Source organism: Pseudomonas sp. TMW22090 (assembly GCF_022496665.1).
Lineage (GTDB): Bacteria > Pseudomonadota > Gammaproteobacteria > Pseudomonadales > Pseudomonadaceae > Aquipseudomonas > Aquipseudomonas gregormendelii.
In genome coordinates this window covers 249,426-263,601 of record NZ_SCFH01000006.1, presented here as the reverse complement: position 1 = coordinate 263,601, position 14,176 = coordinate 249,426, and the positions used below count along the sequence as shown (strand labels likewise).

13 protein-coding genes are annotated in these 14,176 nt (G+C 60.9%); 6 read left to right on the top strand and 7 right to left on the bottom strand.

Going from position 1 to position 14,176, the window contains the following annotated elements; all coding sequences use genetic code 11:
- Nucleotides 1-228: 228 nt before the first annotated feature.
- The 3 genes from EQV97_RS18570 (at nucleotide 229) to EQV97_RS18560 (ending at nucleotide 2,764) form a co-directional block, all read left to right on the top strand.
- A complete protein-coding gene (locus EQV97_RS18570; protein WP_240889448.1) occupies nucleotides 229-1,596 on the top strand; it encodes an HD domain-containing phosphohydrolase in 1,368 nt (455 codons plus the stop codon).
- A gap of 76 nt (nucleotides 1,597-1,672) precedes the next feature.
- A complete protein-coding gene (locus tag EQV97_RS18565) occupies nucleotides 1,673-2,101 on the top strand; it encodes an NUDIX domain-containing protein (protein ID WP_240889446.1) in 429 nt (142 codons plus the stop codon).
- A gap of 24 nt (nucleotides 2,102-2,125) precedes the next feature.
- Complete coding sequence (locus EQV97_RS18560) at nucleotides 2,126-2,764, top strand: LysE family translocator (protein WP_122840056.1); 639 nt, start codon at nucleotides 2,126-2,128, stop codon at nucleotides 2,762-2,764.
- Between the two features lie 152 nt (nucleotides 2,765-2,916).
- On the opposite strand, the gene metR is transcribed toward EQV97_RS18560, so the two are convergent.
- Complete coding sequence (gene metR / locus EQV97_RS18555; protein WP_240889570.1) at nucleotides 2,917-3,834, bottom strand: transcriptional regulator MetR; 918 nt, start codon at nucleotides 3,832-3,834, stop codon at nucleotides 2,917-2,919.
- 122 nt (nucleotides 3,835-3,956) lie between these two features.
- Between metR and metE the strand changes: the two genes are divergently transcribed.
- From metE to EQV97_RS18540, 3 genes are all read left to right on the top strand, one after another.
- On the top strand, nucleotides 3,957-6,269 hold the full coding sequence (gene metE, locus EQV97_RS18550; RefSeq protein ID WP_240889444.1) for a 5-methyltetrahydropteroyltriglutamate--homocysteine S-methyltransferase: 2,313 nt from the start codon (nucleotides 3,957-3,959) through the stop codon (nucleotides 6,267-6,269).
- Between the two features lie 167 nt (nucleotides 6,270-6,436).
- Complete coding sequence (locus EQV97_RS18545) at nucleotides 6,437-7,456, top strand: alpha/beta hydrolase (protein WP_225569493.1); 1,020 nt, start codon at nucleotides 6,437-6,439, stop codon at nucleotides 7,454-7,456.
- 63 nt (nucleotides 7,457-7,519) lie between these two features.
- A complete protein-coding gene (locus tag EQV97_RS18540; protein WP_122840059.1) occupies nucleotides 7,520-8,188 on the top strand; it encodes a DsbA family oxidoreductase in 669 nt (222 codons plus the stop codon).
- Between the two features lies 1 nt (nucleotide 8,189).
- On the opposite strand, the gene EQV97_RS18535 is transcribed toward EQV97_RS18540, so the two are convergent.
- The 6 genes from EQV97_RS18535 to EQV97_RS18510 all read right to left on the bottom strand — a co-directional run bounded on the left by EQV97_RS18535 (nucleotide 8,190) and on the right by EQV97_RS18510 (nucleotide 14,074).
- The gene (locus EQV97_RS18535) at nucleotides 8,190-8,519 is read right to left on the bottom strand and encodes a GlpM family protein (RefSeq protein WP_163019478.1); all 330 of its coding nucleotides are present in this window, start codon (nucleotides 8,517-8,519) and stop codon (nucleotides 8,190-8,192) included.
- An 8-nt stretch (nucleotides 8,520-8,527) separates the two neighbouring features.
- Nucleotides 8,528-9,856 (bottom strand): sigma-54 dependent transcriptional regulator, encoded by a 1,329-nt coding sequence (locus EQV97_RS18530; RefSeq protein WP_122840060.1) that lies wholly within the window; start codon nucleotides 9,854-9,856, stop codon nucleotides 8,528-8,530.
- Complete coding sequence (locus EQV97_RS18525; RefSeq protein ID WP_122840061.1) at nucleotides 9,853-11,754, bottom strand: sensor histidine kinase; 1,902 nt, start codon at nucleotides 11,752-11,754, stop codon at nucleotides 9,853-9,855. The genes EQV97_RS18530 and EQV97_RS18525 overlap by 4 nt, the downstream gene beginning before the upstream one ends.
- 171 nt (nucleotides 11,755-11,925) lie before the next feature.
- Nucleotides 11,926-12,660: an amino acid ABC transporter ATP-binding protein gene (locus EQV97_RS18520; protein WP_122840062.1), complete on the bottom strand. Its 735-nt coding sequence runs from the start codon at nucleotides 12,658-12,660 to the stop codon at nucleotides 11,926-11,928.
- A complete protein-coding gene (locus EQV97_RS18515) occupies nucleotides 12,657-13,328 on the bottom strand; it encodes an ABC transporter permease subunit (RefSeq protein ID WP_045058015.1) in 672 nt (223 codons plus the stop codon). The genes EQV97_RS18520 and EQV97_RS18515 overlap by 4 nt, the downstream gene beginning before the upstream one ends.
- Nucleotides 13,328-14,074: an amino acid ABC transporter permease gene (locus EQV97_RS18510; protein WP_122840063.1), complete on the bottom strand. Its 747-nt coding sequence runs from the start codon at nucleotides 14,072-14,074 to the stop codon at nucleotides 13,328-13,330. Before EQV97_RS18510 ends, EQV97_RS18515 begins: the two co-directional genes overlap by 1 nt.
- Nucleotides 14,075-14,176: the final 102 nt, after the last annotated feature.

Sequence of the window (14,176 nt, the reverse complement as noted above, 5' to 3'; positions counted from 1 at the left end):
GTGTACTCATAGGAGGGGTATCCTTTCCCTGATCACCTGGCCGAACGTACAGATATAGGATCCGAGTCACCTGAGCATAGACGTCTGGCCACTGCTTCGCGCTGGCAAAATGAAATCATTTGCCGGAAGGCGCTCAATTTCATCTAGCCTGTAGGCCAGACTCCGCTTTCAGGCGCTGTCCACCCCGCCCGGACCCGGCAATGCAGCAGTACTACCCGAGGTGACGTCATGGAAGAGCAACCCCCCACGACTTCGAGTCATAAACCCAAAGTGCTGCTGGTTGATGATGAGGAATCGATTCTCAATAGCCTGCGCCGCCTGCTGCGCGGCCAACCTTACGACGTGCTGCTGGCAACGGGTGGTGCCCAGGCGCTGGAGATCATGGCGCAGCAGCCCATCGACCTGGTGATGAGCGATGCCCGCATGCCCAATATGGATGGCGCCACGTTCCTGGCGCATGTCCACCAGCTTTATCCCCATACCACGCGAATCATGCTTACCGGCTACGCCGATCCCGAGGCCATCATCAAGGCGATCAACGAAGGGCAGATTCATCGTTACATCAGCAAGCCCTGGCACGATGAGGAGCTGCTGCTCACCCTGCGCCAATCACTCGCCTACCAGCACTCGGAGCGCGAACGTCTGCGCCTGGTGCAGGAAACCGATCAGCAGAACGAGCAGCTGAAGCGACTCAATGCCACGCTGGAAAAGCATGTGGCGGCGCGCACTGCCGAATTGCAGCAGACGGCCGATATGCTCGACCTGGCCTACGAAGAGCTCAAGCGCAGCTACGTCACGGGTACCGAGGTGTTTTCACTGCTGGCCAATTTGCGCTTGCCGCCGGCCAAGCAGACCAATCGCCAGATCATCGAGCTGGTGCGGGTGTACTGCAACCGCCATGGGGTGGATGAAGGCACCGGTCGCGACCTGACCATGGCCGCAGCGCTCTACAACATTGGCAAGCTGAGCTGGACGGACAGCATGATGACCGCCCCGGCGGACTTGCTGCATCACAACGACCGCGAGCGTTACCGCGGTTATCCGAAACAGAGCGAGACGTTGCTGATGACCCTCGACCCGATGAAGGATGCGGCCCGCCTGATCCTTCATCATCAGGAGCGTTGGGACGGCACCGGCTTTCCCGACCGGCTCAAGGGCGAGGCCATTCCCTTTGGTTCGCGGCTGCTGAAACTGGCGGTGGATTTCATCGAGTTGCAACGCGGGCTGATTCTGGAGCGGCAGATGAACAGCGATGAAGCTCTGCTCTATATCCGCAACTATGCGGGTAGGCTCTACGACCCGGGGATGGTAGAAGATTTCATCCAGGTCTGCGCCGCCTGCCAGAGCGATGTCTCGCTGGCCGACCCTGCGGTCAAGGTGCTGACTACTCGCGACGTGGCGGCGGGCATGATCCTGGCGCGCAACCTCAATGCCGATAATGGCATGCTGCTGCTCAACGCCGGCAAGGTGTTGAACGGGGCACTGGTGGAGAAACTCATCGCCTTTGAAGCCATGGAGGGGGCGAAGTACAGCATCTTTGTAAAGGTCCCGCAGGACCCGTCGGCTAACGTTGCGCACGTGCAGGAGAGGGCATAGGCGTTGTACTGATCCATTGGGAACGGACAGGCGGACCTGTATCCTTGGGTTTTTTATCCAGGGCAGGATTTGCTTCATGGCTGTTACTTCAACCACCCGCGTTATCCACATTGCCGCAGCGCTGCTGATCGGCCCGGACGGGCGCACGCTGCTGGTACGTAAACGCGGTACTACCGCCTTCATGCAGCCCGGTGGCAAGATCGAAGCCCAGGAGCAGCCGGTGCACGCGCTGGCGCGGGAACTGGAGGAAGAGTTGGGGCTGTTGATCGATCCTGCGCACGCCGCCTACCTCGGCCAGTTCAGCGCCCCGGCCGCCAATGAGCCGGGTTTTGTCGTGCAGGCCGAGCTGTTTCAGCTGGCAATTGCGGCTGACGTGTCGCCGGCGGCGGAGATCGAGGAGGTGATCTGGATCGACCCGGCCACCGAGGGCGATGTCTTGCTGGCGCCATTGACACGGGACCTGATCCTGCCGTTTTATCGAGCTTCGCTCATCGCGACTGCCTGATCTTTTACGGACGAAGGATTGCCCATGATTCCACTCCACGACCTGTTGATTTTCGCCGCCGCGGCGTTGCTGATGGTGCTCACGCCCGGGCCGAACATGATCTATCTCATTTCCCGCTCCATCTGCCAGGGACGCAAGGCTGGCGTGGTTTCATTGCTGGGGGTGGTGGCGGGGTTCTTCGTGCACCTGTTCGCTGCCGCAGCGGGGCTGACGGCGGTGTTCCTCGCGGTGCCGTTGGCTTACGAGGTGCTCAAGTGGGCTGGCGCCCTCTATCTTCTGTGGTTGGCCTGGCAAGCGGTGAGGCCTGGGGCGCGTTCACCGTTTGAAGCGCAGCAGCTGCCGCCGGATTCTTCGCGCAAACTGGTGACCATGGGATTTCTCACCAGCGCCCTCAACCCGAAGATCGCGGTGTTTTATCTCTCGGTGTTCCCGCAGTTCATTTCTCCTGAACATGGCTCCGTGTTCACTCAAAGCATCGTGCTGGGGCTGACTCAGATCAGCGTGAGTTTTTGCGTGAACCTGCTGATAGCGCTATTCGCGGCGGGCATCGCTTCCTGGTTCGTGCACAACCCGGGCTGGCTGGCAGTGCAGCGGTATTTCATGGGGGGTGTGCTGGCGGCGCTGGCGGTGCGCTTGATGCTGGAGCAGCGTAAGGCAACCTGAAAAGCCCGGGGACGGCTCAGGCTGTGAAGCTTTCCACGTAATCGATGACAGCCGAACCGTGTAGGAGCGAGCTCGCTCGCGAAAAACCTGAGTGCGCCGAGGGGTGTCAGGTTTCCCGCGTCATCATGGCGTCCATCGCGCCTAGCTCGCTCCTACCTCACGGCACTGACGCCATCGAGCGTCGAGAACGAGGTGTCCTTGGCGGTCAGCAAGAAGTCGCGCATGTAAGGCGCATCCAGCATGTCCGCACGAATTCCCGCGTACAACGTCGCGAACAGGCCTTTCTCGCCAAGGCGCTTGGCCTTCACATAACCCCGTGAGCTGTATTCATGTAGCGCCCAATGGGGCATGCCGCATACGCCACGACCACTGGCCACCAGTTGCATCATCATCACCGTGAGTTCGGAGGTGCGAACCTGCGCCGGTTCGATGTCCGCCGGCTCCAGGAAGCGGGTGAAGATGTCCAGCCGGTCGCGTTCCACCGGGTAGGTGATCAAGGTCTCGCTGATCAGGTCTTCGGGCACGATGTACGCCTTGCTCGCCAGACGATGCTGGTTGGCCACCGCAAGCATTGCCTCGTAAGTGAACAGCGGCACATAGGTGATGCCCGCCAGCTCCTGCGGGTCCGAAGTCACCACGAGGTCCAGATCTCCGCGCGCCAGGGCTGGCAGCGGGGCGAAGGAGAAGCCCGAGGCCAGGTCCAGTTCGACTTCCGGCCAGGCGTCGCGGAACTGGTCGATGGTCGGCATCAGCCACTGGAAGCAACTGTGGCACTCGATAGCCATGTGCAAGCGTCCTGCCGTGCCGCCGGCCAGCCGGGCAATGTCGCGCTCGGCGCCACGCAGCAGCGGCAGTGTCGCATCAGCCAGTTGCAGCAGGCGCAAGCCCGCGCTGGTGAAGCGCACAGGCTTGGTTTTGCGCACGAACAGCGGCATGCCCATGCGTTCTTCCAGCTCTTTGAACTGGTGGGACAGCGCCGACTGGGTCAGGTGCAGGCGGTCGGCCGCATCGACCAGGCTGTCAGCTTCGCGCAAGGCGTGCAGGGTTTTCAGGTTGCGGATTTCAAGCACCGGGGGAGCCTCCATGAGGAAAACTTGTGATCAACACGAAAAGGTTGAGTTTGTCTCATGTTGCCCTGTCTGTCGACAATAGCGCCATGTTTCACGTCCCCTTTTGATTGAGAGCATTCCCCATGGCGTTGGCCCACACACTTGGTTTTCCCCGCATCGGCGCAGACCGCGAACTGAAAAAAGCCCTTGAATCGTATTGGAAGGGCGACCTCGACCAGGATGCGCTGCACAGCGTTGGCCGGCAGTTGCGTGCCACCCATTGGCAGCTGCAGAAAGACGCCGGCATCGATTTGCTGCCGGTAGGCGACTTCGCCTGGTATGACCAGGTGCTGACCCATTCCCTGACCTTCGGCGTGATCCCACAGCGTTTTGCCGGCGCCCAGGACGAGAACGGCCTGCCGACCCTCGATACCCTGTTCGCCATGGCCCGTGGCGCCACCGCCAGCTGTTGCGGCAATGAGCATGGCCAGGCGCAGTACGCCCAGGAACTGACCAAGTGGTTTGACACCAACTACCACTACCTGGTCCCGGAGTTCAGCGCCGATCAGCAGTTCAAACTCAGCTGGGAGCAACTGTTCGACGAGGTCGACGAAGCCTTGGCGCTCGGCCACACCGTCAAGCCGGTGATCATCGGCCCGCTCACCTACCTGTGGCTGGGCAAGGCCAAGGGCGACGACTTCGACCGGCTCGATTTGCTCGAACGGCTGTTGCCGGTCTACAACGAAATCCTCAGTCGCCTTGCCGCGCAAGGCGTGGAATGGGTACAGATCGACGAACCGATCCTGACCCTGGACCTGCCCCAGGCGTGGAAAAGCGCATTCGAACGCGCCTACCACATCCTTCAGTACTCACCGCTGAAAAAACTCCTGGCGACCTACTTCAGTGGTCTGCAAGACAACCTCGGCCTGGCGGTCGGCCTGCCGGTGCAAGGCCTGCACATCGACGCCGTGCGTGCGCCGGATCAACTCGGCCAGGTGCTTGATCGCCTGCCGACCTACAAGATCCTGTCCGTGGGCCTGGTGAACGGGCGCAATGTGTGGCGCTGCGAACTGGAATCGGTGCTGGCGCAATTGCAACCGGCCCAGGAACGCTTTGGCGACAACCTGTGGGTCAGCAGTTCCTGCTCGCTGCTGCACAGCCCCGTGGATCTGGACCGCGAAGACAAACTCGATCCGGAACTGAAAAGCTGGTTGGCGTTTGCCGTGCAAAAGTGTGGCGAGATCGCCGTGCTGCGTGACGCGCTTAACGATCCACAAGCGCCCAAGGTGCGAGCGGCGCTGGCTGAAAGCAATGCCATTGAGGCCAGTCGTGCCGAGTCGCCGCGTATTCACAAAACTGCCGTGCAGGCCCGTGTTGCGGCGGTAAGTGCCGCTGACAGCCGGCGCCAATCACCGTTTGCCCAGCGAGTTGAACAACAGCGTGCTCGCCTGCAGTTGCCAGCATTTCCCACGACCACCATTGGCTCGTTCCCGCAGACGGGTGCGATCCGCCTGGCGCGCCAGGCATTCAAGCAGGGCAAGCTGTCCGCCAATGACTACACCGATGCCATGCACAGCGAAATCCGGCACGCCGTGCAAGTTCAGGAGCGCCTGGGCCTGGATGTGCTGGTGCATGGTGAAGCCGAGCGCAACGACATGGTCGAGTACTTCGCCGAGCAGCTCGACGGTTATGCCTTCACCCGGTTCGGCTGGGTACAGAGTTACGGCTCCCGTTGTGTGAAACCGGCGATCATCTATGGCGACCTGAGCCGTCCCAAGGCCATGACGGTGGACTGGATTACCTATGCCCAAAATCAGACCGAGAAGGTGATGAAGGGCATGCTGACCGGGCCGGTGACCATGCTGATGTGGTCGTTCCCACGGGAAGATGTTTCGCGCAAAGTCCAGGCTCAACAGTTGGCCCTGGCACTGCGTGACGAAGTGGTGGACCTGGAAAAAGCCGGCATCAAAATCGTGCAAATCGATGAGGCTGCGTTCCGCGAAGGCCTGCCGCTGCGTCGGGCGCAATGGCAGGAGTACCTCGACTGGGCGGTGGAAGCGTTCCGGTTGACCGCCTCGGGTGTCCGTGACGAAACCCAGATCCACACCCATATGTGCTACAGCGAATTCAATGACGTGATCCAGGCCATCGCGGCCATGGATGCCGATGTGATTACCATCGAAACCTCACGTTCGGACATGGAATTGCTGGAGGCTTTCGAGGCGTTCGACTACCCGAATGATATCGGCCCGGGCGTCTACGACATCCACTCGCCGCGCGTGCCGGATACTGTCGAGATGATCAACTTGCTGCGCAAGGCCGCCAAGCGGATTCCGGCCGAGCGCCTGTGGGTCAATCCCGATTGCGGACTGAAGACCCGTGCATGGCCGGAGACCGAAGCTGCGCTGGTGAACATGGTGGCGGCAGCGCGGCAGTTGCGCACTCGATTGGCATAGCCTGGCGGCGCATGCTCCGGGCGGCGATCCGACCATCAACGATCGCATGGTTTCGAATATGACCGCTCGGCACTCTTCATCAAACTGTCATGGAACTGTGGCAGCGCGCTTGAACAAACTTCATCAGACTCGCGCTCTACTGGGGTTCTGCGTTTCGGTGTTTTTTCATGCGTTTATTTCTTTTACTGGCCGCTTTGTTGTTTGGCCTGCCGTCGATGGCGGCTTCGCGTTGCGATGTCAATGTTCCAACTGAACGAGCCGATCTGGCACAGGTAAGCCTGGCGTATCAGAGTATTGGCCGTGCTTCGGATCCGGCGCTGTTGCTGGTGATGGGGCTTGGCGGCCAGTTGATCCACTGGCCGGACGAAGTGGTTGTCGCGCTATGTCAGCAAGGCTTTCGGGTGATCCGTTATGACAACCGCGATGTCGGTCTCTCGACGTGGCGCCAGGCACCCGTCGACGCCAATCTGACCTTCGAAGTGCTGCGCTACAAACTCGGTTTGCCAGTGTCCGCGCCCTACACCCTGACGGACATGGCGGATGATGCGTTTGGGTTGATGGATGCCTTGCACGTTGAGCAGTTCCACGTGCTGGGCGCAAGCATGGGCGGAATGATTGCCCAGCACATGGCGGCGATGGCGCCGCAACGGGTCGAGAGCCTGACCCTGATCATGACCAGTTCCGGTGCCGAAGGACTGCCGGCACCGAGTGCGGCGTTGGTGCAGTTGCTTGCGCGTCGTGGTGCGCCGAATCGCGAAGCAGCACTGGAACAACAGGCTGATCTGCTCGCGGCGCTGGGCAGCCCGACGGTGAGTGATGATCGCCAGGCGTTGCTGCAACAGGCGGCGCAATCCTATGACCGGGCGTTCAACCCCGAAGGCGTGAAACGCCAGATCATGGCGATCCTCGCGGAATCGAGTCGGGTGGCGCTGCTCAATCAACTGCGGGTACCAACCCTGGTGGTGCACGGTACGGCTGATCCGTTGCTGCCGGTCATGCACGGCGTGCACCTGGCGGCGCATATTCACGGAAGTCAGTTGAAGCTGATTCCGGGACTGGCGCATCGATTCCAGGAAGCGTTCAAGGCGCCGCTGTTGGCGGCGGTGCTGCCGTATTTGCAGGCCCATCGCGAAGACACGTCGCATTGGGCACAGATTGACCCGTTGCCGGCCCCCAATCTCCTGTAACCCCCAGCGCCTACGGGTGTATCGTTGGACCTTTGCGACGCTTTCCAGTCTGCGAGGTGAGTGATGACTACCCCCCTGAAAATCGATTTTGTCAGCGATGTGTCCTGCCCCTGGTGTGTCGTCGGCCTGTACGGCCTGACCCAGGCCCTTGATCTGTTGGGTGACGAGGTCCAGGCCGAGATCCGGTTCCAGCCATTCGAGCTGAACCCGAAGATGGGACCCGAAGGCCAGAACATCACCGAGCACATCACCGAGAAATACGGCTCCACGCCTGAGCAGTCGCAGAAAAATCGCGAGATGATCCGCGAGCGCGGTGCCGAGGTCGGTTTTGCTTTCCGCACGGACGGCAACAGCCGCATCTACAACACCTTCGATGCCCATCGCCTGTTGTATTGGGCAGGGCTGGAAGGGTTGCAGTTCAACCTGAAGGAGGCGCTGTTCAAGGCGTATTTCAGCGATGGAGCCAACCCGTCCGACCATCAGCAACTGGCGCAGATTGCCGCGAGTGTCGGGCTGGATCAGCAGCGGGCCGAGACGATCCTGGCATCAGACGAATTCGCCCGGGAAGTTCGGGAAGAAGAACAGCTCTGGTTGTCCCGCGGAGTGAGTTCGGTACCGACCGTGGTCTTCAACGGTCAATACGCGATCAGCGGCGGACAACCTGTGGAGACGTTCGTGGGTGCAATTCGGCAGATCATGAGTGAAGCCAAGGGCGGCACGGTGCATCAGTAGCTCAGGTCTGAAAGCGCACCCACACGCCGACCAGCACGGTGGCCGCAATCAGCCAGGCCACCGCTGCCACCGCCAGTGAGGCTTCCAGCCGCATCTTGTCGACCATCACGTACAACGTGGCCAGGTAGATGAAGTACGGGATGATCGACCACATGCCAAACACGATGGTGGTCTTTAGATCATCCAGCGATCGGCCTTTGCCGACGATGTAATGCGCGATCAGGGCAAAGGTCGGGAACAGGGGTACCAGCCCGGCGATGTAATAGTTTTTGGTCCTGGCCAGCGCGGCGAGGATCAGCACCACCGCCGCGCCCAGGCTCGCTTTTAGAATCAGATCCATCAGTGGCTCAACCCGTATTTTTTCACTTTGTCGAAGAGCGTGGTCTTGGCCATTCCAAGTTCCTGGCTCGCCTGGGTCAGATTGCCGCCGCTGCGCTGCAACGCATCCACCAGCAAATTGCGCTCGAAGGCTTCGACCGCTTCGGCGAACGCCAGGCCCTGATTGCTGCCGCTGGCGCCGGATTTCTTGAAGGCCGGCAGGCCGAGGGCGAAGCGCTCGGCGACGTTGCGCAATTCGCGCACATTCCCCGGCCAGTCATGGCTCATCAGGTTCGACAGGGTCTGGTTGTCCAGGTCCGGCACCGCGCGGTCGAAGCGCAGGGAGGACTGCTGCAGGAAATGCTCGAACAGTTGCAGGATATCCTCGCGGCGTTCTCGCAGCGGTGGCAGTTCCAGTGTGACCACATTGAGTCGGTAATACAGGTCGCTGCGGAACTCACCCGCTTTGCTCGATTCGTCCAGGTCGGATTTGGTCGCGGCGATCACCCGGCAGTCCACTGCCACGCTCTGGTTCGAACCGAGGCGCTCCAGAGTCCGTTCCTGCAGAACCCGCAGCAGTTTGATTTGCAGCGGTAACGGCATGCTTTCCACTTCATCGAGGAATAGCGTGCCGCCGTCGGCGTGTTCGATCTTGCCGATCCGCCGTTTGCCCGCGCCGGTAAAGGCATTGGCTTCGTGACCGAAGATCTCGCTTTCGAACAGATTCTCCGGCAGGCCGCCGCAGTTCAACGCGACGAACTGCCTGGCATGGCGCCGGCTGAAATCGTGCAGGCAACGCGCGACCAGCTCCTTGCCGGTGCCGGTCTCGCCTTCGATCAGCACGTTGGCCGAGGTGTCGGCGACGTTGGCGATCAACTCCCGCAGATTCTGCATGGCCGGTGAGCGGCCGATGATCCGGCCTTCCAGCGAGTCGCGCTCGGCCAACTGCCGGCGTAGCGAGGAGACTTCCCGCGCCAGGCTGCGTTGCTCCAGCGCGCGACGGGCGACGTCGACCAGGCGTTCCGGGGAGAACGGCTTTTCCATGAAGTCATAGGCGCCTTTTTGCATGGCGCCGACCGCCATGGAAATGTCGCCATGCCCGGTAATCAACACCACGGGCAGGCTGCGGTCACGCTCCTTGAGCCGGGTCAGCAGTTCCAGGCCGTCGATGCCAGGCAGGCGGATATCGCTGATGACAATCCCGGCAAAGTCATCGCCGACCCGCGCCAGTGCTTCCTCGGCGCTGCCCACGCCTTCGCAGGGAATGTCTTCCAGGGTCAGCGCCTGCTGGCAGCCCAGCAGCACATGAGGGTCGTCTTCGACGATCAGCACACTCAGTTCGTGGTTCATAGGGGCTCGGCGTGAAGAGGGCTTACCAACGGTAAACTGAGAACGAAGGAGGTTCCACCATTGGCCGGGTGTTCGACACCCAGGTGCCCGCCAGTGGCGGCGGCCAGGCTGGCGGACAGGGTCAGGCCGAGGCCCAGGCCCTGTTCGCCGGGTTTGGTGGTGAAGAAGGGTTCGAACAGATGTTTGCGCGCTTCGGCGTCGATGCCATGGCCATTGTCACGCACCCGCAGGCGATATTTGCCATCGTGGGGTTCACCCTCCAGCCACAGTTGCGGCAGGGGTTGGGCCTGCATGGCATCCAGGGCATTACCGATCAGGTTGACCAGAATCTGCTCAAGGCGCGTCTGGTCGATCTGCACCTGGACATCGGCGAATTCGCGGTGCAGCTGCAAGTGCGCACTTTCCAGACGGGCACCGAGCAGTTGCAGCGCAGCCTCTACTGCCTTGCCGAGGCTCGCCTGGCCCTTGTCGTCACCACGACGGGCGAAGGAACGCAGGCTGGCGGTGATCCGGCCCATGCGATCGATCAGCTCGTTGATGGTCTTGAGGTTGGTACTGGCGACGTCGAGCTGACCGCGCTCCAGAAAGCGCACGGTATTGCCGGACAAGGTCCGCAGGGCGGCGAGCGGCTGGTTCAGTTCGTGAGCAATGCTGGTGGACATCTGGCCAATCGCCGCCAGTTTGCCAGCCTGTACCAGTTCATCCTGGGCCCTGCGCAACGTCTCTTCAGCCTGGCGCCGTTCGCGGATCTGGCCCTTGAGTCGTTCATTGCTGGCGCGCAGGTCACTGGTGCGTTCGGTAATCCGACGCTCGAGTTGATTGTTCGCTTCCTGCAGGGCCTCCCGGGCGGCAAGGCGGGTAGCGATGACCTTGCGCCGTTCGTTCCAGGCGATCAGCAGGAACGCCACGAGGGCGAACGCGACAGCCACCAGGATCCCCTGGTTGATCGCTTCACGGCGCAAGTCCTGCAGGGGCGTGAGCAGGGTGAAATTCCACGGTGTGTCGCTCAAGGGACGGGTCTGCGACAGGTAGCTGATGTCCTCCTGGTCGGACTCCACCTCGCTGTTGGCGGGGAAGGTCAGTTTCTCCTCACCCTCGGCCAGTTTTTCCCGCGCCAGGGGTTGCAGCTCATTCAGGGGGAACCAGTAATACTGCAGGCTGCGGGCGAGTTTTTCTTTGGTTTCGTCGCTCAACGGGATGACCGACTTGAGCCGCCGTGCCGGGTCGCTGGACAGAATGATGATGCCGTTTTCATCACTGACGAAGGCTTCCAGGCGAGCGCGCTGCCAGCGTTCTTCCATGGCTTCCAGCCTCACCTTGACCACCGCGACGCCGATGATCTTGCCCTGTTCCTCAAGGCCGTGGGCCAGGTAATAACCCGGTTCGCCGTTGGTGCTGCCAATTCCGTAGAAGCGCCCCGGCTGACCGCGCACGGCGTTCTGGAAATAGGCGCGAAAGGACAGGTCTTCGCCCAGGTAACTGTCGACATCGCGCCAGTTGCTGGTGGCCATGACGCGGCCGGAGGTGTCCATGACATAGATGGCCCGGCTGCGGCTGCGCCGATTCAGGCCTTCGAGGTATTCATTGACCGTCTGCCGGTGTTCCGGCGATGGATCGTCGAGCAGCTTTGACACGCTGGATTCAAGTTCCAGCAGGCTGGGCAGGTAGGTGTATTTGCTGATTTCGCTTTCCACGGCGCGGGCATGCAGTTCCAGCTGGCGCTGGCCGTTTTCGCTGAGGCTGCGGATGCCGAAATGTTCACTGACCCAGAAGCCGACGTAACCCAATCCAATCATCAGGGCGATGACCAGCGGCGGCAGGAACAGATGGCGAATCAGACGGGGTTTCACGGCGAGTGATGGCGGCGCGGCGCGATAGAGAGTGGGGTCGCATTTCATCACAGATGCCTTGGGTCAACCACAACACAAATCTTGAAACCGCCATCGTCCCCTGTAGGAGCGAGCTTGCTCGCGATGGTCGTCAACGATGGCGCGTTCATTCTGGATGTACGCGAGGTCTTTGAGTTCATCGCGAGCAAGCTCGCTCCTACAGGGGAGGGCGTGCGGCTTTTAGTGCTGCAGAATCTTGTTGAGGAAGTGCTGCGTACGCTCGGCGCGGTGGCTGATGTCGCCGAAAAACTCCTCTTTCTTGCAGTCTTCGATGATCTTGCCTGCGTCCATGAAAATCACGCGGTCGGCCACTTTGCGGGCAAAGCCCATTTCGTGGGTCACGCACATCATGGTCATGCCTTCGTGGGCCAGTTGCACCATCACGTCGAGCACTTCGTTGACCATCTCCGGATCGAGCGCCGAGGTCGGTTCGTCGAACAGCATGACGATCGGGTCCATTGCCAGTGCGCGGGCAATCGCCACACGCTGCTGCTGGCCACCGGAAAGCTGGCCCGGATGCTTGTGCGCATGGGCAGACAACCCGACCCGCTCAAGCAACTGCAGGCCCTTTTTCGTCGCTTCTTCCTTGCTGCGACCGAGCACTTTGATCTGCGCGATGGTCAGGTTTTCGGTGATGGTCAGGTGCGGGAACAGTTCGAAGTGCTGGAACACCATGCCGACGCGCGAGCGCAGTTTCGGCAGGTCGGTCTTGGGGTCGGCGATGGATGTGCCATCGACTACCACGTCACCTTTCTGGAAGGGTTCCAGGGCGTTCACGCACTTGATCAGGGTGGATTTGCCGGAACCGGAAGGCCCGCACACCACGATCACTTCGCCTTTCTTGACCTCGGTGCTGCAGTCAGTCAGTACCTGGAAGTCGCCATACCACTTGTTGACATTCTTGATAGAGATCATACGGCAAACCTTTTTTGCAGACGCTTGACCAGCAGCGAGGCGGCAAAGCTGATTGTGAAGTACACGAGACCTGCGAAGATCAGGAACTCATTGGAGCGGCCGATGATGTCGCCACTGGCGCGCGAAGCATTGAGGAAGTCCACCAGGCCGACGGCGTAGACCAGCGAGGTGTCCTGAAACAGAATGATGCTCTGTTGCAGCAGCAGCGGGGTCATCTTGCGGAACGCCTGGGGCAGGATGATCAACCGCATCATCTGGCTATACGTCATGCCCAGGGCCTGGGCCGCGCCCATTTGTCCCTTGGGAATCGACTGCACGCCGGCCCGGACGATTTCGCAGAAGTACGCCGCTTCAAACATCATGAACGCCACGATGCACGAGGCGAACGCGCCAATCGGCGTGTCTTCGCCGGTGATCCAGCGCAGCACGAACGGCACCGCCAGGTAGAACCAGGTGATGACCAGCAGCAGCGGGATCGAACGGAAGTAATTGACGTAGGCACCGGCAATGTTCGACAGCACTTTGCTGTGGGACAGGCGCATCAGCGCGAGGATGGTGCCCAGGATGATCCCCCCGACGACGCCCAGCGCCATCAGTTGCAGGGTCATGACCATGCCGTTCCACAAGCCCGGCAGGGACGGGATGATGCCCGAGAAGTCGAATTCCATCATTTACCCCCTACGGAGATCAGGCCCGGCACGGCAACTTTCTTCTCGACCAGGCGCATCAGCAGCATCAGGCTCATGTTCAGGGTGAAGTAGATCAGTGTCGCCAGGGTGAAGGCTTCGAACAGGTTGGCGGAGAACTCGGCGGTCTGCTTGGTCTGCGCGAGCAACTCCATCAGGCCGATCAGCGAGGCGACGGACGTGTTCTTGAAGACGTTGAGAAATTCCGAGGTAAGCGGCGGAATGATGATCCGGTAAGCCTGGGGCAGCAGCACGTTCCAGTAGATCTGCGGCAACTTGAAGCCCATGGCGCGAGCAGCGGCCTCCTGGCCACGGGGCAATGCCTGGATGCCGGTACGCACCTGTTCGCAAACGCGAGCGGTAGTGAACAGGCCAAGGCACACCACGACGCTGAGGAAGGCCGAAGTGGTCGGGTTGAGGTCCTGCTTGTACCAGTCCTGCAGGTTCTGCGGCAGCAGGTCCGGCACCAGGAAGTACCAGATGAACAGCTGCACCAGCAGTGGCACGTTACGGAAAAGTTCGACGTAGCAGGTCGCGATGCCCGATACGAAGCGGTTCGGTACGGTGCGCATGACACCCAGGATCGAGCCCAGTGTCAGGGCAATGATCCATGCCACGATGGCGATGGCGATGGTCCAGCCCAGACCGGTGAGGTACCAGTCGAGATAGATCTCGCTGCCCACGCCGGTAGACTTGAAGAACACGCTCCAGTCCCAGTTGTAATTCATTCGGGTCTCCCCTCGGATCGATGTACAAGTGCCCGCTTGGGGAAGCTCCGTTCCCGCCCCGACCATGATAGTCAGGCACACACGAGCGGCTCGACAGCCACC